This window comes from Fibrobacter sp. UWB13, assembly GCF_900177805.1.
In the GTDB taxonomy this organism is placed as follows: domain Bacteria; phylum Fibrobacterota; class Fibrobacteria; order Fibrobacterales; family Fibrobacteraceae; genus Fibrobacter.
Genome location: NZ_FXAX01000002.1, coordinates 592,921 through 617,858 on the forward strand (window position 1 = coordinate 592,921; position 24,938 = coordinate 617,858).

Here is a 24,938-nt window from a genome sequence, read left to right on the forward strand (position 1 = left end):
ATGGAAAATACCTGCTTTAAAATCAAAGCCCTCGATAAACTTCAAGACAACATTACGTCTATCAAAAACGCAAACACGGACAATAGAATTTTAAAACGCGTCAGTGAAATCGAGAAAGCGGCTACAACATCGGACAATAAATTGAAAGCAAAAGGCGAAGACCTGTACGAAACTTATTCAAGCGCCCTTCAACTTAAAGAAAAGGGAGGGGATGTCGACAACATCATCTACACGTTCGTCATTGAAATTCTTGATGGTATTTTACAAAGCAGTCCTTCCGAACGATATTACTTAGAGAACAATGATGCGTTTTTGATGGAACTTTCTAAAGAAATCGATCTAAAAAGGGAAATCCCTGTTGATGAAACTCCTGAGTTGGAATGCTCCTGGAGTGAAAATCTATCAACAGAAGAAACTCTCGAATTCCTAGAACTCATGGATAAAGCCATCAAGGATCGCGACCAACTCATTAAGGAATACGGTGACATAATAGCTTTCTTAAACCGTCTCCTGACTGCGAAAGGGGAATTCGATAAAAGACGCCAAATCAAGGAAGACCTCCCACTCTTCACGTTCGTACGTACTTGTGCCAAGAAAAAAGATGACGAAATCGCAGCACAAATCATAGAAGAACTGAAGGCAGAATCCAACAGCGAAAATACTGCTAGCGATAATGCTTTTGCAGATTCCAATATTGAAGAACCTGTTCAGGAAAGTGTCCAGGAATTTGTCGATAGCCTAACTTCAGAAACTCCTGTCGAAAACACAGCCACCGAACCAACTGAAACCGCTACAGCTGATGCACCTGAAACTACAGAAGCACCAACAGAGGAACACGACTCCCCCGCTTCCGCAGCATTTACGGAATCTGAAGGCAACCGCGCCGATGTACTGTTCGTTCTAGATGCAAGTGGCAGCATGCGCCCATGCTTTGACCAACTCAGGACACATATCAAGCGCTTTGTAGAACCGTTCAAGACAGCAGGTTTCACATCTCTACGCCTTGGGCTTTTGGCATACAGCGCCAACAAGGACAGAACACACAACAGAATTGTGTACCGCAACATGTTCCTCTGTCCAAACCGTGCTAGCAATATGGCAACCCTCTATGGCGACCATGAAACCGCAAGCAAAATGTTCTTTACCAACACTTCGAGCATCGAAGGGAATGTAGACAAGTTCGTCCGCAGGCTGGACGAAATCAAATGCCTTGGCGACGAAGACACTCCATTTGCCATGGACTGTGCCGCTGATTTCCCATTCGAACCCATCAACACGACCCGAAGAGTCATTATCCTCTTTACAGATGAAAGAATTGACGATGGCGTATCTAAAATGAAATCGATCGGCGAGAACTATAGCACGCTTGACAAAATTATGGACAAAATTAGCAAGAAGCATATCTCCCTTTACTTCTACGGTCCATCGAGCCCCGCTACCGAGGTTCTCGAAGATTACCCGCGCGTTGTTTACCAAGATGTCATCGCTTATCAAGACAGGCATAGCCCCACAGAAACTTGGGACAGTCTGAACATCGGACGTGTTTTGGAAAGCCTTGGCAAGAGCATTTCGAGATCAGCCCTGTCCGCAACGGAAGAACCCGAGACAGAACGTGCCATCTACCATCAGGATACCTGGTCTGAGGATTCCTGGAATTAAGTTATTATTACAAAAAAGGATAAATCATGAGTGAAGAAAAAAGAGCCGACGTAGTATTCGTTGTGGACGCAAGCGACAGTATGAAACCCTGCTTCGACCAGTTGCGCAACAGCATCAAGAAATTTGTGGAACCGTTTAGAGAAGAAGGTTTTACATCGCTCCGTCTAGGACTCTTGGCATACAATGCAGGTCCAAGCAACGGCAAATGGGTTTACCGCAACACGTTCATCAACGGCGATGCTCCCGAAAACATGAACATCCTTTACGGTAACGATGAAGATGCGCAGGAATCACTGTTCACACGCTCTGGCGACGGTTTTGTCGATGTGGAAACATTCTGCAACCGCCTCGATTCCATCAAATGCTGCGCTGATGAAAATACACCGCTCGCTCTCGACTGCGCAAGCGACTTCCCGTTCGAACCGATTTGCACAACCAGAAGAATCATCATCGTATTTACCGACGAAAAGCTTGAAGATGGCGTTTTGAAACAAGAAGCCCTTGGCAATAACTGCTCGGAAATCGAAAAGGTAATGAACAAGATTACCAACCAGCGCCATGCATCTCTCTATTATTTCGGTCCACAGTGCGAAGGCGTTGAAGTAATGGAAGATTATCCCCGAGTTATCGTAACTAACGTCAAAGAATACAAGGAACGCGCCGAAGGTGAAGACATCTGGTCAAATATCGACTTCGAAAAAATCCTAGAAAGCATGGGTAAAAGTATTTCGCACTCGGTATTGGAAGTTGTAGACGAAGGTAATTTTGACAAAGCTGTTTACGGTCAAGACAAGTGGGACCTGGAAGCCTGGGGCAAGGACGAAGTCGGTGGAGTTATCGATATTACTGATGTGAAGGAAGGCGCCGTACTGGATGTCTCTGAACCACTAGAATGGGTAAATGCCCAAATGCTGTGGAAAACCCCTATCGACCTGGATATCCATGCTTTCTACAGATTAAAAAGTGGATACCATGGACATATCTTTTATAACAATAAAAGGGCTTACGGAATGGAACTGGATCACGATGCCGGTGTGGGAGACAAGCTCGATAGCCCTGAAGGCAACCAGGAAAATATTAAATGCAGCTCATTCAACAATATTGAACGCATGCTTATTGCAACTAAAATTTACCAAGAGCATGGTTGTTTTTCCGATTACAAAGGCGTCGTTAACGTAACTACAAGCAATCCGAGACAAAAAACAATCCAATGCAAAATGGAATCAAGAAAACGACTTGACTGGTGCGTTATCGCAATGATTGACAACAGTAACCCACAAAAGCCGCGAGTATTGCCCATCAACCAGGTTGTTGCAAATGAACCTAATGTAGATGATTCAGAATGGCTTTCAAAAAGAGCCTAAGCCAATAGCAATAAAAAGTTTTTAACGAGGAAAAAATGGCAGGTACAATTTTTTCTAAAGATGAAATTATCGAAGGCACGGACAATGGCGAACCTTACAAGTTCCAAGCCCTCAAAGATGGCGTTGAAGGCTCGGGTTCTATTTACGGTCCAGGAATTGACCTTCTCCATAATAACGAAAAGGTCTTCTTAAAAAAGTATGTGGATCCCGCTCCACGCTCACTCTGGTTCAACGCGTTCGTAGATTACCAGAAAAAAATCCAAAACAAGATTGAACAGTCCAGCAACGCCAAGCAATTGATTGCAGGCATCCACCGTTATTTTCAGGATAATCGTCGCCGTTTCTGGCAGACTATTGAATATGTTGAAAATAGCAAAGACATGAAGAAGTACCTAGAGTCTGACGACACTACTTGGGAACAGCGCATGATGTTTGCTAAGGTATTCATGTTTGCAATGAAGGTCTTGCACGAAGAACTGCGCCTCGTTCACGGAGACCTCAAACCCGCAAACTTGCTTTTGATTCCGCTGAATGGTGGAACTTACAGCGTCAAGCTCATTGACTTTGACCGTCCCATTCTCTTGGATGAAAGCGAAGTGCCTTGGAGTTCTGAAGGTTACATCGGTTCAGAAGGATACTTCTCTCCTGAACACAAAAAACGCCAACGCCCCACCGACAAGTCAGACGTGTTTACCTGCGGCTTGATTCTTTACGAATTACTAGCAAAGGAAGGTCATCCCTTCAACTACGCTACAGTATCGGCAGACTATAACGAAAATGCAGCCCCCATGCCACATCTGCTCGGCACGTTTGGCAACGAAGAAAGTGACAGACTCATTGAAGAAACTTTGCACCGCATGTTGGAGCCAAATCCTGACGACCGCCCAACAGCAAATGAGGTCTATCAAGTTTTTTTTAGAGCGGGCGGAAGCATCCGCCCTCAGACGCCAAAGGCAGCTCAAGATCATACAAGAGTCGCTCAACCAGCCTATTCAGCACCTGTTGCATCTGTTTCGGTGGTGACCAACCAGTCTCCAGTTGATGTCCAGGCGTTAAAAGGCGCTGCCGATGTCGTGTTCCTGTTAGATTCAACAGGTAGCATGACCCCTTGCATTACAGCATTAAAACAGCATATCCATTCGTTTATCGAAGCACTTGTCCATGGTGATGATGAACGGAATATTTCACCCGTCGAAGACTGGCGTGCACGCATAGTCGGTTTTAGAAATTTTGAAGACTGCAATAAGAGCGAGAAAAATGCAAAGCTGTACCGCAAATTTGGTGGCGGCGGCTGGCTCATTTCAAACCCGTTTACCCGTGACGAAAATGAACTGCATAGCCAACTCGACAAGCTCAAATCCTTCGGTGGCGGCAAAGCCCCGCAGGAATCTCTTCTCGACGCCTTAATGCTCGTGCTCAAATCAGGGTTTCTCCCCACAGGGCAACAAGACGCAGGCGAAGCCGATGGTGGCAGGGCATGGCGCACAAACGGTGTCGGTCGCATTGTCATCGTCTTTACCGACGCTGGCTACCACCCCACCATGAGCTACTGCGCCGAAAAGACGCTATTTGAAGAAGGCGCCCTTTACCCGCTTGACTTGAGAGGTGCAGGCTTGGACGAACTCCAACACGCCATCGAATCGGGATTCTTCAAAGTTTACGTCTTCGCTCCGAACATCAGCGATTACGATGAGCTAAGCGACCTTAGCAACGTTCTCATCATGCAAAGCGATGACGAAGACGAAGGTCTCGTCAAAATGATGAGCGATTCACAAATCGAACGCCTAATCGATGACATCGTCAAAGGCGTGAGCCGTTCTTCCAGTGACTTTAGGGAAATCCCGATTTAGGAGGTATCATGGGTTGGCACTGTCCAAAATGCAACTTTATGGTAGAAGATGGCGCATTCCAGTGCATGGCATGCGGCTACCACCAAGAAACACGATTGATCCTGACATCGGGTGTCGGGAATAAATGGCGTACATTAATCAGCGCCGAGATTACCCGCAGAACATACAAACGCCTGTACCCCGATACAGAACACCAGTATATCCCACGCAACGAAGGCGAGCACCCGTTTTCCGTCATCAAGGATGCCGAAAACAACTGGTTCTTGCAAGCCAACGGAAAAAGCCCCGTCGCCGTCACCCTTAACGGGAACCTCTGCGACCCTGCCAGGGAATACCTGCTAAACAACGGTGATTCGATTTCAATTGCATCACGAAGTGATTCATCGAGACAAGTTGCACCGCTGACAGTTTCGTTTATCTTAAAGGACGCTGTTTGACAATTATATAATTTAAGGAATTAAAGGTCGGTTGATATGAACAGAACAGAATTGAATGCCAAATGGGACGCCTATTGCCAAAACTTTGTCGGGCATGAGCCAGAAGGCTTTTCCCTAGAAAAAGTTGTCTTTGATGCCCAAAAGAAAGATTTCCCAAGCGAAACCTTGAAAAAGATTTCTATCGAAGACTGGATGGAATCGCTTTCTTTCCGCGGGGAATCCGCCATGTCGTTGCTTGGTCCTATGGAATGCAAGCGCGAAGAAATTCAGGAATACCTAAGCTTCTTGAAGCAAGGCAAAATCAAGATGGCATTCGATTACGAAGTCGGCAAAAGTGACCCGCTCCATGTCGTTCGTGAAAGCTCCAGCTTTGCTGGCAGGGAAATCTGGTTCATCGGCGACATTCACGGTGACCTTTTAGCATTCCAGTCCGCCATAGCGTTCATCAATTCTAATTCCAAAAGTAAACCGATATACGTCCTGCTTGGCGACATCTTCGACCGAAATGACTTCAGCTTGAACGTTGTCTTGGCAGTATTGCGCCTCTTAAAAAACAGCCCCGATTCCGTATTCATGATTGCAGGGAACCACGATGACGGCCTTTCGTGGGACGAAAACGGGAGAAAGTTCTCTTCTGTCATTACGCCGCAACAGTACACAGATTACCTGAACGCCATTGATGACGACCTCATCAGTTCCTTGATGGCAGAATTTATAAAGGTACTAAAAATCCTCCCGCTGGGACTCGTATTGCCGAACGGACTTTTAGCAACTCACGGTGGTGTCCCCTCGCGCCCCGACCGCAGCGTAAAAAACATTTGGGAAGGATTGAAGCCACAAGAAATCAAGAAACTTATTGCAGACAAGCGCTTGGAATTCCAGCGAAACCGCTTTATGGGCGAAGTCTCATCCGGGAGCAAGCTCGCCCCCGAATTCAGCTGGGTCGAAATTATCAACTTCAGCCATGCCGTAGAATCCGCTTACGGCGCACAAATCTCTGCATTGTTGCGCGGTCACGACCACTGCGACCTCTGTAGGCACGAATGGGCTAAATCCTCGTTCAAAGGCAACGAAAACTGCCGTGATTTTGAACGCGTCCAGAATGTCCTCACCATGACCACCATGACCTTGATGGACGACGGAGAAAAGCGAATATCCGGCTTTTTGAAGCGCGAAGTATCGTGCCCGTCTGTAGCCCATTACATTGATGGAACGCCATTGCCTAAAGTCTATACTCTAGAATTTTCTGCCGAAGAAGTGAAGAACTTCAGCAACAAAGTCCACCAGTATTTAGGCAAAGAATCTCTTGCGTATGTAGAAAGTCACTTAGAGCGCCTACAGGAAGACTTAGAGGAATGCGAAGAGGATAAAAAAGATAACGAAGAAAGACTCAACACCAAAAAGCCCCTTTGTGATGAACAGAAAAAAGCTGTCGAAAAAGCCAATTCACAAATGGCAACTTTAGAAAAAGAACTCAATAATATTATAATCGGAACAGAAAGAGCAAAAGCAGATATTGAAAGTCTAGAAGCAGAACAAAAAGCAACCGTCAACAACCGTAAAGCATTATTGGAAAAGATCAACGATAGTGAAAAGATTCTTAAAGAAAAGCAAAAAAACATTGATGAATGCAACAGAGCAATTGCAAAGTATAATGAAGAATTGAAAAATGCTGATAAAAAAGATGAATCCTTCTTCGAAAAACTAAAAAAAGCCAAAGAAAAGGTAATAGATTTCTTAGGATTGAGCGATCCTAACAAAAACTATACCCCAGACGAATTAAAGAATAAATTCAATAAAGTCGAAAGAGACACCTTCCAGCTGCAGTCAACATTAGAAGAAGACAACGAAAAGGCCGAAAAGTTGTCCAATCAACTGAAAACCATCGAACTCAAATTGAATGAAAAGAAAAACTTGTTAGCAATACTAAAAAAGCAAAAATCTGACAAAGAACCTGAACTGGAAAAAGCAAAGGATTCCGTCCGTAAAGAAACGCAAAAATACAACGAACAGCAAAACGAAATCAACCAGTACGAACGTAAAGTCAAGCTGGCCAAAGATGATATCGAAAGCATACAGCGCGATATAAAGCTTTGCAACACCCAAAAAGAACAATACACCCGCTGGATTTCTACGCAGAATTAAGGAGATGACGCCATGAGTGAAAATGAAGTGACTTTGAATCAAGATAGAGCGAAAACATCTCTAGAAAATGCAGAGATCTGCGTCAAGGAATATCTGGGAGAACGCGAACGTCCTGTTGTCTTTTATCAGTTTGATGACGCCGCATACTACTACCGCGAAAAGGCGATAAGTGCCGTCAAGAATGCCATCAATACAGCAGCTGAATGTGGCGATGAAATCTCCGAAGTTCAAGCCTATAAAAACCTTTTTGACGTTATCATTTGCAACCTAGAAACTTCAGAGAAAAAGAAACTTTTCAAGGACTGCTACGAGCCTCTAGTAAACATCTTGACAAATGATGTTGCAAAGGGTCTCCTGTATTACCAGCTAGGGCACAGTTCCGAAAAACTGGATATTCCATCCGAAAGCTTTTTCGAAAATGCCGTCAAGCTCAACAACAAGAACGTCCTTGACGAAGATGTATTCAAGACCAACCCGAAATTCATTTTCGACTGGCTTGAACTTTATTTGACCGATTCTGCGCAAAAAGACACTGCCGACGAATACGAAAAACTATTGACTGACATTGTCGAAAATACGGAAAGCGCAGGCGAATATTTCTACAAAATGGCAAATCTCTTGAAGGAAAAATCCCTCGCAGAGCGCGCCGATATCTACTATCGCTTATGCATTCCGCTAGGCTACAAGAACGCCGTCGAAGATTCGACCTTCTTTACTGAAAACTACGAAGATGAATTTATCGAATGGTTCAATAACCAGCTCGAAAAGCAGACCGACCTTGTTGCCATCAAAAACCAATGCTTTGTCAGTCTTTGGAAAGCCAATGAAAAGAACCTGTTCTCCCGCTCTAAAAAACTATGGGCAGAGAAAATCACCGATAAAGATTTTAAAACAGGTTGCAGAGAATACAGTATCTTTGCCGATGATGGTTTTGATTGGGCAGAAAACTGGCTCCTCGCTGAAATCGAAGACAAGAACGTACAAGGCGCCATTTCGGACAATGTCATTGAAAGATGGTTTAATGCTGAACGAAAGGATGAACAACGCGACATCGCCTTGGGCATGTTGTTTGTAAATGGTCGCTGTGCCCATTTTAAAAATTCTCAAAAGTACTACATTTGCATTTCCAAATACTATTTGGAGAAAGGAGAATTCATGGCCGCCCTGGCCTCCTTTCTTTGCACCGGCAAAAATGAAATTAGCGTTGCTTTTGATTATTCTGATTTTGAGCCTGTCCTGCGTAGCGCTGTTAAAAGCCATTATGTAGAACTGATCCAGCAAAAGATTGACGAAAAAATACCGGGAGCCTCCAGGAATCCGCTGCCCATCAGTACCGATTCTTATGGCAAGTTCACGGAAAAGAAAATCAATGGCTTGAACTCCTTGAAGCAATACATCCAGACAAACCGACTTACCGAAAAACTTTTCCGCAGCTCCACAGAAAAGCCGAACTGCACTCGCTATTTCCTGTTAAACAAGATGGCAGTTCTTGCAAAAAATTCCGACGATGTCGATTTCAGAGAACAAGAAAACTCATTCAGGGAACAGGCAAAATTGGAACTCAAGGACGCCATCAGTGATTTTGACACCATGGCACTATGCGTATGGCTTGAAGAACATATCTATTCCGAAAAAGCCGACGACAAGGCTACGGTTACCGTCCTTTGCGACCTGATTCAGAAAATAGAACCAAAAAAGCTCACCGCACCCTATTTGCTGCTAGCCAACTACTGGACATCCAAAAAAATCGACGATGACATTGTCCCGACAGTTCTATCGTGGATTCTAGATAATAGCAACGAATTGGACTGGTTTAAATCCACTACCGATTTAAAGGAACTTATTAAAAAGACTTTTGAAATATTATCTTTGAATAAGAAATGATTGAACCGATTGTGAATGGAGCTTTAAATGTTCTGTAATAACTGCCACCAGGACCTGAAGGATTTTGGAGAATTGATCGACAAAATCCAAAATTGCCCTCTTTGCGGAGGACCGTTAATCAAGACCCCGCCTAAAGTGGCACAAAAAGGCATATCCGAACTGCTCAACATTTTGGTCAATAATGCAGGTGAAAAAATCTACCTGTACGATGACCTTTTAAAAAGCGAACTGGAGAAAATCGACTCTCCAGAATTTGAAAATGCCCGTGACAAATTGCTCCTACTTACAATCAAGCATATCCCTTCAAGCATGTACAAAGTCAAGGATTTCTCCATTGGCGAAAAGCAGGAAGTTCTAGAAACCTGTTCCACCCGACTGATGCAGGATTTGGGATTGCAATTTGAACCGAGTGCGGAAATGCTAAATATTTTGCAGGAACGCATTTGGCAAAAGAAGTTACCGCTTTCCCAAAATTCTGGCGAAGGCATTTTCAAGGATCCTCGCGATGGGCGTGTCTACAAGACCGTAAAAATTGGTGATCAGGTCTGGATGAAGGAAGAACTGAAATATAAGTGTCCATTCCAAAACGAAGACGGCTTGATGTACTCTAAAAAATCACTCCGGTACCTAAACGTGCCCGGTTGGCGCCTCCCAACAAAAGACGATGTCACAAAGTTGATGGCAATGGCAAAACAAACAGGTTACGGAGACACGTCAAGCACCTTGATGTCACTTAAAGGCTGGGAAAAATTCAGTGTAACCCCTATAGATAAATTCGGATTTGGAGCGCAACCCTTCAAAGGATGTAATTACGTCCGTTATTGGCTAAAAGACGGCAACGTTTTCCAGATTTCGATAGGCAGTCTCGGAATAGCAACTGCATTTGAGGCTTATGTGCGCCTGATCAAGGACAACAATGTTGAAGAAACATCAAAGTCCAAAACAGTAAAGAAACCAGCCGCAAAAAAAGCCGCTGCCTGCAAAAGATAACCTTTAAATCACAATTTGAAATTGGAGCTTTAAATGTTCTGTAACAACTGCCATCAAGACCTTCAACAATTCGGCGCCTTGATTGAAAAATTTCAAAATTGCCCGCTATGCGGTGGGCTACTCATCAAGACCCCACCTAAAGCGGAACAAAAAGGCATCTCCGAACTGCTTGACATTTTGGTCAATAATGCAGGCGAAAAAATCTACCTTTACGACGATCTTTTAAAAAGCGAACTGGAAAAAATCAATTCTCCGGAATTCGAAAATGCCAGAGACAGGCTGTCGTTGCTTGTGACAAAGCACATTGCCTCGAGCATGTACAAAGTCAAGGATTTTTCCGATAACGAAAAACAGGAAGCTCTTGAAGCTTGCTCCAAGCGACTCTTTTTAGATTTAGGTTTGCGGTTCAGCGTAACCGCAAATATGCTGAATCTATTGCAAGAACGCATTTGGCAAAAAAAATTTTCGCTCTCCCCGAATTTCTCAAACGGCATTTTCAAAGACCCTCGCGATGGTCAAACCTACAAAACCGTAAAAATCGGTGACCAAGTCTGGATGAAGGAAGAACTGAAATACAAATGCCTAGGATTTGATCCTCAAACCAACTCCTACTCTTTGGAAGCTCTCAGATACGTTGCAGTAAAAGGCTGGAGACTTCCAACAAGAGAAGATTTTGTAAAACTAATCGAATATGCAGGAAAATCTGGTTATGGAGACCCTTCAAGCGTTCTGATGTCACAAAATGCAGGGTGGGAAAAATTCAACGTCACACCAACAGACAATCTCGGTTTCGATGCAAAACCCTATAAAGACAAAGACTATGTCACTTTTTGGAATGAAAAGGATTCTCAATCAAGTTCATGGTCAGCAAGTTCATGGGCGTTTTCAAGCTCTAAATCATCTGACAATTGCTTTTGCTGTATTATAACATTGGGAAAAGCTATATCAGGTAGCTCCAGTTACAACGGCAATTTTAACTACGTCCGTCTTATCAAGGAGTAAAAAATGATTGTCGATTTAAAAGATCTCGAAGACGAAATCAAGATGGTCAAGGGTCTCGCCAAAGATGCAGGCTCCGATGGTCGCGCTATGCTCCGCAGTGTCAAACAGGCAGAATCGCTACTCAATAAAGCCAAGCTCGCCGAAGCCAAAGGCGATTTCAAAAAAGAAGACGAACTGATCGAACAGATTCGTTCCCTTCTCTAAGCTAGTCATGTCGATTAACGATAAACTGTCGAATGCTGCTGCAAAACGCTCCCTGCAAGAACTCGTCTCCCGTTATGGGGAGGCGGCTTCTCTTGACTTATCCGCATACGATGGCAAATCAAGCTTGACAGAACAAGCCACAAGAAGTCTAAAAAGTATCGCAGAAAGTAGGCTCGGCAAAACCGCAGAAGAAGCAAGCCGCAATATACACCAACAAGCGGGCTTCTCAGCAGAAGTCATCGAAACAACCACAATCAATAAACAGCGAATCATCGATGGCAAAAACACGCGCAGTTTCCGTTACGACGATCTTGGCAATACAAACGACCAGCTCATCGATGTTGTCGATGCTGAACAAATGTCAGATGGCACCTGGAAAGAAATTTCCGGGACAGGCTATCAGATGAAATTTCTCGGGAAAAACGGCAGCGAAACTTTTGATAAGCTATGCAATTCAAAACACGACAAGTATTACGAAAGCGGTACGCCTGTTAAAATACCCAAGGATTTTTACGCTGATTTCTGCACTCAGGCAGACGCCAAAATAGATCAAGTCAAGCAGCAAATCAAAACACTAAAAGCAAACGGCGGCGATCCTTCTGTTATCGCCAAAAAACAAGAGCGCCTCAAAAAATACGAATCCATCCGCAAAAACACATACAGCAGCGAAACAACTAGCAACGACGCTTTTCTCGCCCGCACAAGTCCAAAGCTCTATACCGCCAAAGCCGTACTTTCCACCGCAAACCAAGCCGGTCTGGAAGGTGCCAAATACGGGGCTGCTTACGGCGGAGGCATTGCTATCGCCTGCAATATAGGTGCTGTCTTAAAAGGCAAACCCATCGACGAAGCGATAAAGGATGTCGCTATACAATCGGCAAAATCTGCCGCACGTTCTTATGCTGTCGCTAGCGGAGCCACTGTCATTGATGCGGGTTTAAAACATTACAAAAACGAATTACCCAAGCTCCTGAAAAACGCCAAAGCACCCACAGAAATTGCAGGGTTCGTCATGGATTCTGCAGCGGCATTCTATAACTACTACAATGGCAGCATTTCCGGTGTCGATTGCATGAAGCAAATTGCCTGTAATGCATCGCAAGTATTAATAAACTTGACGCCTATAGGTCAAGCCGTCTTTATAGCACGAACCGTCTACACACTCGTCTCGATAAGTGTCTCTGTAATCAAAGAAGCCATAAACGCCCCACGAATTGCAAGAGAACGCCGCATCCAAATCGAACAGGAATGTGCAGAACAAATTAAAGCGCTAAAACAGTTCCGCGAAGAATACGAACAACAAGCAAAGACCTGGCTCAAGAAAACAACAGACACATTTGTCACTGCGTTCAATACAATGGACACTGCACTGCAAATCGGCGATGTCGATGCTTACATTTCTGGCGCCAATCAAATTACCCACGCCATGGGTGCCAAAACACAATTCGAAAACTGCGAACAGTTCAACCGTCTGATGAATTCAGATGAAGCCTTCGTCCTTTAAGAAGAGGAATCCAATATGCCAATACCTATACTTCTTGGAATTGCAGCAGCAGGTGCAGGTCTTTTGGGCACCAAAAAAGCTCACGATGCCAGCAAGACAAATACACGTGCCTCTAGCCTGAACCGACGCGCTGAATACTACATCAACAAAGCAAAAACAGGCCTCGAAGCCAAGAGAAGCGAATGCCAAAAGTCGCTAGAAACCCTTGGTTCCACCAAGCTCAATGTTTTAAACAATGGCATTTTACCGTTCGTTCATTCCTTCAAAAAAATCCACAATGTCGATTTGCGCAACAGCTCAGGTCTAGAAGAACTCTCCAAATTCCATATTACCAAGCAAGAACTTGCCGAAATGGAAAAAATGGGAACCCTTGCCGAAGGCATCAAAAATGGAGCTATTGGCGGTGTTGCAGCCGGTGCGCTAGTAGCTATCGGTGCTTATGGGGCCGCTACTACATTTGGAGTCGTCGCCGGTACTGGAACCGCGATTGGAACGCTTTCTGGAGTAGCTGCTACAAATGCAACATTGGCATTTCTCGGTGGAGGCTCCCTTGCCGCAGGTGGCTTTGGAATGGTCGGTGGAATGGCTGTCTTAGGTAGCGTAGCTATCGGTCCCGCCCTTGCCGTCATAGGGTTCGTCATGAACGCCAAAGCACAAGAGAACCTAGAAAAAGCAAGAGCAAACATCGCTGAAGCCGAAAAAGTTATCGAGCAATGCGACACTGCCTCAACATTATGCGACGCCATCAAGGATAGGTGTGAACTATTCAATAGCGCTCTGAACAAACTCATGAAACAACTCGATGGAGCTGTGCGCACTGTAAATGACATCGTCAAACGCTATACAGAAAAATATGGCAGCGCAGACTTCAACAACTTCTGCGATGCAGAAAAGAAGTCCATCACCGCCGCATGCTCCCTAGCCAAAACAGTCAAGAGCATCCTGGACACACCAATTCTAATGGAAAACGGTGCTCTCACTAAGGAATCTGAAAAAATTCTTAAAAGTATTCCTCAAGAATCCTAGAGATTAATCTTAACAGCAAAACCATATTCATCACTCTTCCCCTGTGGAGGAGTTTTTTACTTTACCCACAATACACCTTCCCTGCTTTTTCAAACTCTTCCTTGAACCAGAGACGCAGTTCTCGCGGTTCAAGGATTTCTGCTTCAGCAAGGAACTGCGGGAAATAGATTTTTGCGAGTTTCTCGGAGCATTCGAAAGTGTAATCACCAGCACCACGGACTTCTGCACAATCCATTTTCGCGGGTGTCTTGTCGCACGCATTATCCATCGCAATAACTTTAGGGCGATTTGTGACGAGCTTGTTGTAGCGTTCGGCACCTTTCTCCGTAAAACGCACTTTGACATTTTGTCCGTAACAGAGGAACGGGTCAAAATGCTCGCGGTAAAGGTCTGCCTGATGCGAGAGATCAAAATTTTCGCAATGATACGCACTGCTTTCTAAGTCGGCAGCGACTCCCCTGATGTGGCAAAGTCGAAGCGAATAGAAACGATTTGGTATAGGCTTATTAGTATCACCACCGCATACAACAACATACGCGCGGACTTGCGATGGCGAAAATGCCAAAAAGCAGGGCGAAACGTTTTTCACTTCCCCACGATAATTCAGCGTCACATTGACGCGCTTTTCAATGGCATTTAATAGTTTATTCAAATCATCATGAAAGATAAAACACTCGCGTTTCCCTCGCGGGAGATTGACATAACTTTCAAAATAGTATCGGCAAAGAGCCGCCACCTTGACATTACGGGCAGTCCCCAAATTATTCGCATAATTTGCAAAACTTTCGCCAGTCTTGGAAAGCGAAAACTGGAGCGGCGGAATATTTTTGTACAAAATATCATCTATCGCTAGCTGGGTGGCATCCGGCACGGGGAATTCCGCATAGCGTGCAAGAATGCGATTACACAAGTCGCCAATTCCCTTGAGCCCATAATCTTCGACATCGAGCTCCATCTGGCTACGCAACAAATGCGACGAAGCCACCTTAATTTTTTGAGAAACGCTAATCATACCTTAAAGATAATTTTAATAGCGTTACTTTTGTACGTTCACGTTCAAAATTTAAAAGTTCCATTTTTTTTGGCTTGCACCAAAGATTTTGCGCATTTTCAACCAATTTCCGCAATATTGCACTTTCCAAAAGTTCCAACTTTCAGAACGCAAAAATATTGCCTATTTGAGCACATAGAAAAATCAGTTAAATTAATGGCAAAAGAGATAAAAACATCAAAATGGAGACCACTATGGCTACCACAACAAAAACCAACGACACCGAACTCGATATCGCCTTGAACGAACTCGAAACAGAAATAAAAGAACTAGAAGCAGCTGCTGAAGATATCGAAAAGACGGCTCAAGAAATTGACAAATACATGAACATGCTTGATGATCTTTTGGAATCTATCCCAGAAGAACAAAGTAACAACTAAGTTCTACTTTTTTTCTTCTTCCGGCCGTGAGCGACAAGTGCTTCATATTAATGAAGCATGGTCGCGAGAGTGAGTGCCTCTTACACTTTCTATTTACTTTGGGCGCGAACGGCTTCAGGATCAGGTTTCGTATCTTCGAGCAGTCGATCAGCCCATTCGTCCCAGAACTTGCAGCGTTCGCCTTCGAGCTTCATCTTCGCAAACTTCACCGGTTCCGTTTCAACGGCAAGCGTTACCACGGATTCCTTGTATGCCTGCGGGAGCCCTGCGACATGTGCCATGCGCTTCTTGAGTTCCGCGACAGTCGCATCAAGAATATCGACTTCAAAACGGCGCTCAATGTAACGACGTGTAATAAACCCAAGCGACATGAAGTAATCGCCTTGATTGCCTTCGGCAAGGTAATTCTTGTTGCGCAAATTCTTGAGAGCAAGCACAGCCTCTTCGTACGGCGGGAGCTGCGGAGCTTCACCGCGCTTTGCAAATTTCTTGTGCAAGAACCAGCCAAGGAATACGAGCAATGCAACGCCAAGCACAGCGAGCATTACATAAAGCCACTGCGGGAGTCTCGGGTCGCTCAGCGGATTTTCCACTTCGAGGATATCTGCTTCTTCGCCAGTCGTACGGTTAGAAACCTTGACCGCGACCGGGTCCGTATGCGTCTTGACCGTATCGGTCCCGACAACAGCATTCACTTCTTGCGGAGCAATCAAAAAGTCACCGCTCACAAATGTATTGAGCGTTGCAAGCCATGTGAACTTCGCCGTGCCTTTGGGCATGCCTTCGGTAATTTTTTCATTCTTCATTTCCTTGACTTCAAAGCTGCCAAGGTTACCGACAAAGCTCGGTAAATCGACAATCGCATTTTCAGGCGCCGTGACCTGGATTTCGTAATTGAACTTATCGCCGATAAAGACCTGTGCGTTATCGACATTCGCCTTGACCGTCAAGTCAAAAGCATTAGCAGAAACAACTAAAAGTAACGCAAGCGAAAAAAGGAATTTGAAACTTTTCAATGAAGTAAAACGAGACATCTTAAACCTCAAAAGGGAATATACAAAAAATTCAAATCGTAAACAAACCGCACACCGCTCTAGATTGCGGCACTCCTTCCTACCGCCTACTTTCTACTGCCTACTATTTATCACTTTCTTCAGCATTCTTTGGCTGCGCAATGCGACGGTCGGGTGTTCCCTGTAAATCGATGCAAAAAGCTTCGTGTACGGAATTTCGCATTCGGCAAGTTCCTGCATGGCAGCTTTTGCTTTCTGCTTACCCAATTCCTTAAACGCATACGCATCCGCTTCGAATTCCTGAGTCCAGCAATACCAATTGAAAAGATAACGGAACGGAATCGCTACTAAATGCAGCCACAAAATCGATTCAAAAAAGCTCACGTTCCAACGGGTGACCATTGCCGCCAAGAACCACACGGCAACCATCAAGAACGCCACCTTCATCAGATTACGCAAAATCGAATGGCGCAAAACGCGATGACCTTCTTCGTGCTTTTCCACGAACTGGCTTTTCTGCGGTTCCCTGCGGTTTTCCGGAAGCGGCACAATATCGTTTATTAGCGGAATCAATCGCAATACGGCAAAAACGCCACCACGCAACTGCGTCAACCTGCGTTCTCGAACTTCAATCGCAACACGCAACGCAATTTCAAGACAAAGTAAAATATATAACAACATAACAGAAATATTTGCGCAGTTCAATCAATGCCTAAGCGATAATTTTCACAATAGCATTCAAGCGCTTGATCGATTCTTCAAAGCGGGTCTTTTCCCACTCCACGAATCCCTTGTCCACCGGATGGGCGCTATCGTAATCGTCAAAAATCTTTCGACCGCGTTCGTTGTCGCGATCCAAGCCATGACTTACGCTATCAAACCATTCCTTGTCGAGCTGTCTGTAACGCTTGACCAATTCGTCCATTGTCTCTGGGAGCGTCACGACTCGTGCAAGTTCCTTGTTCGTTTCGCCAAGCAATTTACGCAATTCGCGTGGAGACTGCTTCGAGAGCGATTCGTCGCCTTCCACAAGCGTAAGCATCAAATCGAGCACGTAACGTTCCAGATATTCACCATACGTCTTGATGGCATTTTGTCGTACGCGTTCGCGCAAGAAGTTTTCACCAAGACCGTCAATATCAGATTTCGTATAAACGTCCTTGACCTTCACCACCTGCAAGCGGTTGTAAGCATCAAACACCAATCGAGCTGTTTCAGGATTGTAAATCGAGTAGAACGTAGAAGGCACAATGCCCTTGCCGCGGATAGCATACTTGTACGCATTGCGGTCGAGCGCATACGTATTCTTCGAATAGTTCCAGCCCGGCACAATTTCGTTAAGGCGTGGAGCCACACCCACCAGCTGCGGGTCGCCCGCATGGATCAGCGAGAACGGGAACTTGAGTCGTTGTGGCAAAGTCGTGAGGCCGCTTGCAATCAAAGTAAACGGAGACTCGCGGAAATTCGACGGGAACTTGATGTTCACGCCAAGACCAAAGAACATGCCCTGACCCGGCATCACTTCCTGGTCCGGCATACGACCTGTGTGGTTACTACCGACGTTTGCACCATAGCCCAAGTTGCCACAGCCTTCCGGCCAAAGCGCCGCAATCAAAAGCGAGTGGTGGTGCATCTGCGTCATCGGTCCCATGTAAGAACTATTGACTTCACCTTCTTCGATATGGCAGCACGGCGCAATGATAGATGACTTCACAATAGCCTTGCTCCCCACCTTGCAACGGCTCATCAGCACGGAACTCTGGACCTCGGCGCCCGTATGCACCTTAACGCCCATCTGCACATTCGTATTTTCGAGAATCACGGAATCGTAGACATGGCTCGATTCTTCAAGCGAACTCATGATGATGGAATTGCGAATCTTTGCAGCACCTTCGATGCGGGCATGCGCACCAATCCAGCTATTGCGGATAATGTTCGTATTCGAAACAACTGCGCCCTTCCCCACAATTCCAAACGGGAGTGCAAGTTCAGACCTGTACGTGCTGAGCATTTCAGCAAAAGAATCCTGGACGCTCTGTTCAGCCTTGTGGAAAAGCTGCAAGTCGACAAGCTCCGTCGTGAGTTCCGGGAACACCAGCACCTCACGGCCGCCCATCTCGTTACCCACGTTAATCGACGAACCGACCATGTAATTGATCTTGCCACTGCTGACGAGCGTGCCCACATTCTGCACAACCGCGCTACTGCGCACAAGCACGTTGCTCAACGTCGAGACCTTGTAAATCAAGGCATTCTCGATAATGCAGTTATGCACCATGCAATCATAAATACCTGTAGCGACCGAAACATCGCCCGGCAAGAGGAGTGTGCCAAAAAACTTTGGGAGGCGCACATCGCCCATGAAACTCGAGCGGAAAATGCGGTTCGGGTCGAAGTCGGGCTCGACCAGCACCTTCGACCAGTCATCACAACTGTTCCCGTTTTTTTCCAAAATCTGGATTTCAAATGCCGTCATCGGACGGTACTTGCCAGTTGCGGACCTAATTACCTTAAAATTCTCGACCGAAGTAGCCAAAACACTGCTCTTCAGCGCTTTTTTCAATTTCAACAATCGCTGCATGGCTAAAAAATAGACTAAATTAGGGGCGATGATGAAGGACTACCTCTTCAACCTAATAAAAAAACATCAATATAATATCTCCATCTATACGGAAGATATTTTTGAGAGACGTTGTCAGGAAGAAATTATCCGCAGCGACGAGGACAACAGTTCCTTCGTGTATGTCGAATTCGACTTCGAAACCATAGACAGTGTTCTCGGGAATGAGACCAACTCCCAGCAATTCTGGAACATCTTCCTAGAAGCGCTTTCCAAGAACAAACGCGGAAACGACGTTCTCGGATTCCTCGAACACGAAAGCGGAATAGGGCTTCTGCTCCTCGATTCTAAAATTGATGGCTGGATGCGCCTTGCAGGTCGCTTTATTCGTACCGCAAGCAAGCACAATTTCGAGATCATGAACCTCGTGCTTGAGAACAACGTAAAGCCAATCGTCTATCCGAGTTGCATTCAGGATATTCAGGCACAGCAAGCCGCAAAGCAGGAACAATGAAAGTTCTCGTCATAGGCTCCGTCTATCCAAGATTTCAAGAAGACGCCGAAGTCCCTTGGCTGCGCACTTCTATCGCGCACCTGAAAAAAGCGGGTGCCGAAATCCAGGTGCTCGCCCCTGCCTACAAAGGACTCAAGAGCCATGACATCGACGGAACGCACGTAAACCGTTTCCGCTACGCATTTGCAAATTGGGAAATCCTCACGCATGAGGAAGGCGCCCCAAGCAAGATGGCATCCAAGCCGTGGTTGCAGCTGCTTGCCATTCCCTACATCATCAACGGATTTTTCCAGTGCATCAGGATTTGCCGCAAGTGGCACCCTGACGTAATCCACGCACACTGGCCGTTCCCGCATGCTTACATTGCGCTCGGCGCCGCCAAGCTTTTTAAAATTCCGCTCGTGCTGAACTTTCACGGTGCAGAACTTCTGCTCATCCGCAAAAAGAAGTGGGTCAAGCCTCTCTTGAAATTTGCCATCGGACAGGCACAGGCAATCTTTGCAAACTCGAGTTTCACCGCCGGTAAAATCAAGGCGCTCCGCAACGTGGATGTCGAATGGAGTCCGTACGGAACCACACTTGAGACGAGAACGGACGAAGCCTTACAGACTAGAAACGAAAATAACGCTTCGTGTCATCCTGAGCGAAACGTAGTGGAGTCGAAGGATCCAGTCACGATTATTCCTCATGCTGTGAACGGCAAGTTCAAAATTCTCTTTGTCGGGCGACACATCGAACGCAAGGGAATCTGCTACCTCATCGAAGCTGCAAAATACTTGCCCAGAGACAAGTTTGAAATCCGCATCGTCGGTGTCGGTGACTTGACCGAACAGCTTAAGCAACAAGCGACTTTATTAGACGAGAGAGGTGTCATCCTGAGCGAAGCCCATCGGGGCGGAGTCGAAGGATCCAGTCAAGGAAATCAACCAGCAGATATAATTTTCACAGGCAAGCTCTCGCCTGAAGATCTCGCAAACGAATACAGGACTGCAAACGTCTTCACGCTCCCGGCTATCGTCGATCACAAAGGCGACACCGAAGGACTCGGAGTCGTGCTCATCGAAGCTATGGAACTTGGACTGCCGATTGTCGCAAGCAATGTCGGTGGCATCCCAGATGTCGTTGTCGACGGAGAATCCGGAATTCTCGTTCCTGAAAAAGACCCTGTCGCTCTTGCCGACGCCTTCAAGCGTCTCGAAGTAGACCCTACATTGATTCAAAAACTTCTCGCCGGCGCCCGCAAACGCATCGACGAATGCTTCACCTGGGACGGCATCATCGAACGCCAGATGGAAGTCTATAAACGTCTTCAGCAATAAACAAAAAAAACCGCGAGTTTTCGCGGCATTCATTGTGGTGCATTTAACACCTAAAGCTTAATAATTACTGAACCTTAAATCCAGCTTTCTCGAAAGCGAGCCTGTTGTCTGGATTCTTCATGGCTACATTCGTAATCCAGTCGAATTCAGCAATGCCACCCTGCAAACCGGCACGTGCACAAAGCTGATCACGAGCCACATTGTAAGCATTAAGAATCTGGATCTTTTCAAAATCCTTGGCATTGTCAATTTTCGCAGACCACATCACGCCAAGTTCCACAAGACCATTGCTTGCCTTTGCGTAGACAGTTGCCTTTTCAACAGTGATAAGGGATTTTGCAGGAGCCGTGAACGGAAGCACAGGAACAATCGGCTGCGACTGCGGCAACACGACCTGGCTTGAAGCTTTTGCTTCTGGCTTCTTGTCAGAGCAAGAAACAAAAAAAGAGGCGATAGCCAAAAGGGAAATTACTAGAATTTTTTTTGACATGCTCGCCTCTTTTTTTTGTAATAGCGGTTCAGGGATTTGAACCCCGGACCAATGGATTATGATTCCAGTGCTCTACCGCTGAGCTAAACCGCCATTGATTGCAAATTTAGTAAATCACTTTTAGAATTTCAAGGGGTATTTGAAAAATAAACCCTAGTTTCCATAAAATTTTCGCCCCATTCAATCACGCGCCATGCCGGTGCGGCAGAACTCAAACTAAATACCGAAATATTCGGGTTAATCTGCATCTGCGTCGACGGAGTTACATACACAGTCTTGTCTTCAAGCTGGACCGTCATTTCGCTGTGGTAATGTCCCACAAAAATATGCTTGAGATTCTTAATCTTCGAAAGCGTCGCCTGGACTTCCACGATATTCTTCATGGAATATCTTAAATCCATGAACTTGTGTCCACAAAGGCAAGGCGGATGATGGAGGAACAGCAAAACCTCGTCATCAATCTTTGACGTTTCCTGCTCAAGCCACGAAAGCTGTTCACTCGAAACTGTACCGTCCGCACTGTCCAAGAAGAAAATGGAACGGCCATCGATATCATAACGGTAATAGCACTTGCCGTTGTGAATTTTTCCGTTCAAGTCAAAATACTTCCCCATGATTTCAAGATTATCATGGTTTCCCGGAATGATGCAAACTGGAACTTTGCAGTCTTTTATAATATCAGCAATATAAGAATAGGCACCCGGCGTTGCGTTATCGGCTAAATCTCCGGAAATCACCAAAAGATCCAAATCTTTCATGGTTGGTGAATTATATGCCGTAAGGAAGTTCTTGCAGACATCAATATCTTGAACAAGGCTCGCACCATCACCAATGTGAGTATCAGATATCTGACCTATCTTAAGAACTTGTTTTTCCATACAACTACGTAGAATATAGCTTTTGAGACTAGAAAATGAAAACTTTACATGTTTTTTTGTGCTTTTTGTAATAAAGTCCATAGTTTTGTGAACTTTGTCACACAATCTTCAACATACTTTCGTGACCATTTAGTGAATTAACATTGAAAATTCAGGTTCAACATCTATCAACATTGAAAAAAGTGAATAGATTTTAAATTTTCAACATTAATCCACATTTTCTTTATTCTCGTAACTCGTTGATTATCATAGACTTAGAGTTTTGATTTGAAATTTCTATCCACTATTCACTATATTAAATACTAATTACTATATATAAATATATCTAGTATTATTTAATATAGGTGGTTGATTACTTTTCCTTCTTGCTTGCAGGCGTTTCGTTCATGTCGCAATTGCCTTGTAAGATGGCACCTTCGTTGATGACGAGCTGTTCTGCTTTTACGTTTCCAATAATTTTTGCATTGTCTTCAAGGATGAGCTTGCTCTTGCAGTCAACATTTCCTTTTATATTACCAGCAAGAATAGCGGCGTTACATTTAACGTCGCCTTCAATACTTGCAAGTTTTTCGAGAATTAGTTCTCCTTCGACTAAAACCTTTCCCTTGACCTTACCCGCAATTCGTATATCTGTCTTTCCGATAATGTCGCCATTAACTTGGACATTTCTTCCAACTTGAGTAAATTCCTGTTCGTTTTTGCTCCCCATAATTTGCCTCTAGTATGTAAATATTGTTTCTGGATCTTGCGGTAAGTTGTTCTTGGTTACAGAGTAATGCAAGTGTGGACCACTCGTATTGCCGGTATCGCCTACGTAGCCAATGACATCGCCTTTTGTGACGTTCGCTCCTCTTCGGGTTCTGATACTCTTGAGGTGCGAGTAGGATGACTTGTATCCGTTTTGGTGATCAATGACAACTGTGTTTCCAAGGTCGCCACTATTACCTGCAAATGTGACCTTGCCGCTTCCCGATGCAAAGACCGGGTTCCCCTTGCGTGCAGAAATGTCAATTCCCAGGTGCTTGTTTTCGTACGAGAACTTCTTGCTGATGATGCCAACTGCCGGGATTACGTTCGGAATTCGTTCCAGGCGGATTTTTTCGTCAGTCGTAAGCCAGTTGTGGATACCTTCAAAATCGATTTGGTTTTTCGCAGAAGGCACATGCGCAAAGCGGTTGCGCTCAATGATGCTGTTGATTTTGTTGGAGTCGTTTTCGAGGAACGTCTCGAAGATATTCTGGATTCTATTTTCCATGATCCATAGCGAATCAAGTCTCGAGAAGAGCTCTTCATAGTTTGCGTTTTGCTTGATCAGCTGGGCGTTATGCACGCGCATCTTTTCATAGTTCGCAAGAGTCTTGTTGATTTTTGCGATATGGACAATGAACAAAATAAGAATGATAGCGACTAGGACAAGCCCGATATGGAACAACCAAAACTGCTTGCTCGATATGCGGTACTTCCTTGCACCGGTCGTGTTTTCCGGAATAATCTGGATAGTGTAATACTTACGACTCACGATTCTTTACCGTTAGCGGTTGTCCATTATTTCCTGAATTCTTGTCAGGTCATCCATGGAATAATAGTTGATGACGATGGTGCCTTTGGTCTGGTCCTTGGCGTTCGGGTTGAGTGCAACCTTTGTACCGAAAAATGTTTCGAGCCTGTTTTCGAAATTCTTGAGATCAGCGCTGAGTTCCGGCTTCGGTCTCGGTTCGCTACCGTGGACTTCCGGCATTTCATCTTCTTCGGGAGCGGCTGCGCCATTTTCAGGTTCGCCTTCTCTTGCCTCTACTTCGTCTTTTGCCTGGGCGAACGGATCTTCGCCGCGAGCAATAGCTTCGATCTGACGGACGTTCAAGCCTTCTTCGATGACGCGCTTTGCGAGAGCTTCCGGGTCTGCAATTTTTTCACTGCAGAGAGCACGGGCGGCACCGCCTGCGAGTTTGCCTTCCTGAATCCAGGCCTGCACTTGGTTCGGGAGCTTCAAAAGACGGAGTGCGTTCGTGATGGCGGAACGGGACTTGCCGACCGTCTTTGCCAAATCGTCGTGCGTGTAATTGTGGTTGTCAATCAACTGCTGGTAGGACTGTGCTACTTCGATCGGGTTCAAGTCCACGCGCTGGATGTTCTCGATGAGTGCCCATTCGCTCATGGTCTTGTCGTCGAGATTGTCGTAAACCTGAGCCTTGATGGTTCTGCAGTTGGCAAGTTTCGATGCACGGGTACGGCGTTCACCGCTGATGATCTGGTAGCGGTCGCCCACCTTGCGGACAGCAATCGGCTGGATAAGGCCGTGCTTTTCGATAGTTTCAGCAAGTTCGACAAGTTCATCGTCGTCGAAGAACTTACGCGGCTGGAACGGGTTCGGGTCAATCAAGTCGATATTGATTTCGACGATTTTCTGATTGTCCGGATTTACGTTTTCGTTTGTAGCGGTATTGTTGATAGCGTTATCGACAGAGTTGCCGAGAACATCGTGTGCCTTAAAAATTGCAGAGAGACCGCGACCAAGTGCTTGTTTACCCATAATAGTTTCTAGTTGTTAGTCAATGGTTATTAGTTAAAAGTTAGTAGTTGTTAGTTACTAGTCAATGGTTGTTAGTTAAAAGTTATGCATCTATGTAGCTGTTAAAACTAATGACTAAAGACCAATGACTATTGACAG

The 24,938-nt window shown here is 45.3% G+C and carries 23 protein-coding genes and 1 tRNA gene; 14 read left to right on the plus strand and 10 right to left on the minus strand.

All coding sequences use genetic code 11. From position 1 onward, the window contains the following. Genes B9Y77_RS12275 through B9Y77_RS12325 form a run of 11 tightly spaced genes read left to right on the plus strand, consistent with a single transcriptional unit; the run spans nucleotide 1 to nucleotide 14,065 of the window. On the plus strand, nucleotides 1–1,659 hold the full coding sequence (locus tag B9Y77_RS12275) for a vWA domain-containing protein (RefSeq protein ID WP_085491823.1): 1,659 nt from the start codon (nucleotides 1–3) through the stop codon (nucleotides 1,657–1,659). A gap of 26 nt (nucleotides 1,660–1,685) precedes the next feature. Then, complete coding sequence (locus B9Y77_RS12280; protein ID WP_085491824.1) at nucleotides 1,686–3,023, plus strand: VWA domain-containing protein; 1,338 nt, start codon at nucleotides 1,686–1,688, stop codon at nucleotides 3,021–3,023. Between the two features lie 35 nt (nucleotides 3,024–3,058). After that, nucleotides 3,059–4,873: a protein kinase domain-containing protein gene (locus B9Y77_RS12285; protein WP_085491825.1), complete on the plus strand. Its 1,815-nt coding sequence runs from the start codon at nucleotides 3,059–3,061 to the stop codon at nucleotides 4,871–4,873. An 8-nt stretch (nucleotides 4,874–4,881) separates the two neighbouring features. Then, nucleotides 4,882–5,310 carry an FHA domain-containing protein gene (locus B9Y77_RS12290; protein ID WP_085491826.1) on the plus strand — a complete coding sequence of 143 codons (429 nt, stop codon included), beginning with the start codon at nucleotides 4,882–4,884 and terminating at the stop codon, nucleotides 5,308–5,310. A gap of 36 nt (nucleotides 5,311–5,346) precedes the next feature. Next, on the plus strand, nucleotides 5,347–7,455 hold the full coding sequence (locus B9Y77_RS12295; protein WP_085491827.1) for a metallophosphoesterase: 2,109 nt from the start codon (nucleotides 5,347–5,349) through the stop codon (nucleotides 7,453–7,455). A gap of 12 nt (nucleotides 7,456–7,467) precedes the next feature. Then, nucleotides 7,468–9,339 carry a hypothetical protein gene (locus tag B9Y77_RS12300; RefSeq protein WP_085491828.1) on the plus strand — a complete coding sequence of 624 codons (1,872 nt, stop codon included), beginning with the start codon at nucleotides 7,468–7,470 and terminating at the stop codon, nucleotides 9,337–9,339. Between the two features lie 27 nt (nucleotides 9,340–9,366). After that, nucleotides 9,367–10,329, plus strand: coding sequence for an FISUMP domain-containing protein (locus tag B9Y77_RS12305; RefSeq protein WP_085491829.1), 963 nt, complete (start codon nucleotides 9,367–9,369; stop codon nucleotides 10,327–10,329). Between the two features lie 33 nt (nucleotides 10,330–10,362). Next, nucleotides 10,363–11,331 (plus strand): FISUMP domain-containing protein, encoded by a 969-nt coding sequence (locus B9Y77_RS12310; protein ID WP_085491830.1) that lies wholly within the window; start codon nucleotides 10,363–10,365, stop codon nucleotides 11,329–11,331. Between the two features lie 3 nt (nucleotides 11,332–11,334). Further along, complete coding sequence (locus B9Y77_RS12315) at nucleotides 11,335–11,535, plus strand: hypothetical protein (protein WP_085491831.1); 201 nt, start codon at nucleotides 11,335–11,337, stop codon at nucleotides 11,533–11,535. A gap of 7 nt (nucleotides 11,536–11,542) precedes the next feature. Further along, nucleotides 11,543–13,039: a hypothetical protein gene (locus B9Y77_RS12320; RefSeq protein ID WP_085491832.1), complete on the plus strand. Its 1,497-nt coding sequence runs from the start codon at nucleotides 11,543–11,545 to the stop codon at nucleotides 13,037–13,039. A gap of 15 nt (nucleotides 13,040–13,054) precedes the next feature. Beyond that, nucleotides 13,055–14,065, plus strand: a complete 1,011-nt coding sequence (locus B9Y77_RS12325) for a hypothetical protein (protein WP_139829317.1) — start codon at nucleotides 13,055–13,057, stop codon at nucleotides 14,063–14,065. Between the two features lie 61 nt (nucleotides 14,066–14,126). Here the strand turns inward: B9Y77_RS12325 and B9Y77_RS12330 are convergent, their stop codons facing one another. Further along, entirely contained in the window at nucleotides 14,127–15,077 is a 951-nt protein-coding gene (locus tag B9Y77_RS12330; protein WP_085491834.1) for a WYL domain-containing protein, read from the minus strand. 233 nt (nucleotides 15,078–15,310) lie between these two features. On the opposite strand from B9Y77_RS12330, the gene B9Y77_RS12335 reads away from it, so the two are divergent. Further along, nucleotides 15,311–15,496, plus strand: coding sequence for a hypothetical protein (locus tag B9Y77_RS12335; RefSeq protein WP_073443269.1), 186 nt, complete (start codon nucleotides 15,311–15,313; stop codon nucleotides 15,494–15,496). 89 nt (nucleotides 15,497–15,585) lie between these two features. Here the strand turns inward: B9Y77_RS12335 and B9Y77_RS12340 are convergent, their stop codons facing one another. From B9Y77_RS12340 to B9Y77_RS12350, 3 genes are all read right to left on the minus strand, one after another. After that, on the minus strand, nucleotides 15,586–16,530 hold the full coding sequence (locus tag B9Y77_RS12340; RefSeq protein ID WP_085491835.1) for a hypothetical protein: 945 nt from the start codon (nucleotides 16,528–16,530) through the stop codon (nucleotides 15,586–15,588). Between the two features lie 93 nt (nucleotides 16,531–16,623). Next, entirely contained in the window at nucleotides 16,624–17,190 is a 567-nt protein-coding gene (locus tag B9Y77_RS12345) for a M48 family metalloprotease (protein WP_139829318.1), read from the minus strand. Between the two features lie 31 nt (nucleotides 17,191–17,221). Further along, entirely contained in the window at nucleotides 17,222–19,090 is a 1,869-nt protein-coding gene (locus B9Y77_RS12350; protein ID WP_085491837.1) for a DUF4954 family protein, read from the minus strand. 28 nt (nucleotides 19,091–19,118) lie between these two features. Between B9Y77_RS12350 and B9Y77_RS12355 the strand changes: the two genes are divergently transcribed. After that, on the plus strand, nucleotides 19,119–19,583 hold the full coding sequence (locus tag B9Y77_RS12355; protein WP_073443261.1) for a hypothetical protein: 465 nt from the start codon (nucleotides 19,119–19,121) through the stop codon (nucleotides 19,581–19,583). Further along, a complete protein-coding gene (locus B9Y77_RS16260) occupies nucleotides 19,580–20,902 on the plus strand; it encodes a glycosyltransferase (protein WP_254900024.1) in 1,323 nt (440 codons plus the stop codon). The genes B9Y77_RS12355 and B9Y77_RS16260 overlap by 4 nt, the downstream gene beginning before the upstream one ends. Nucleotides 20,903–20,966: 64 nt before the next feature. On the opposite strand, the gene B9Y77_RS12370 is transcribed toward B9Y77_RS16260, so the two are convergent. The 6 genes from B9Y77_RS12370 to B9Y77_RS12395 form a co-directional block, all read right to left on the minus strand. Further along, nucleotides 20,967–21,392: a hypothetical protein gene (locus tag B9Y77_RS12370; RefSeq protein WP_073443259.1), complete on the minus strand. Its 426-nt coding sequence runs from the start codon at nucleotides 21,390–21,392 to the stop codon at nucleotides 20,967–20,969. 21 nt (nucleotides 21,393–21,413) lie between these two features. Beyond that, nucleotides 21,414–21,485, minus strand: a tRNA-Met gene (locus B9Y77_RS12375). Between the two features lie 35 nt (nucleotides 21,486–21,520). Beyond that, on the minus strand, nucleotides 21,521–22,270 hold the full coding sequence (locus B9Y77_RS12380; RefSeq protein WP_085491838.1) for a metallophosphoesterase family protein: 750 nt from the start codon (nucleotides 22,268–22,270) through the stop codon (nucleotides 21,521–21,523). Between the two features lie 352 nt (nucleotides 22,271–22,622). Further along, entirely contained in the window at nucleotides 22,623–22,979 is a 357-nt protein-coding gene (locus B9Y77_RS12385) for a bactofilin family protein (RefSeq protein ID WP_073443254.1), read from the minus strand. A 9-nt stretch (nucleotides 22,980–22,988) separates the two neighbouring features. Further along, complete coding sequence (locus tag B9Y77_RS12390) at nucleotides 22,989–23,789, minus strand: M23 family metallopeptidase (protein WP_073443252.1); 801 nt, start codon at nucleotides 23,787–23,789, stop codon at nucleotides 22,989–22,991. A 12-nt stretch (nucleotides 23,790–23,801) separates the two neighbouring features. Further along, entirely contained in the window at nucleotides 23,802–24,800 is a 999-nt protein-coding gene (locus B9Y77_RS12395; RefSeq protein ID WP_085491839.1) for a ParB/RepB/Spo0J family partition protein, read from the minus strand. Nucleotides 24,801–24,938: the final 138 nt, after the last annotated feature.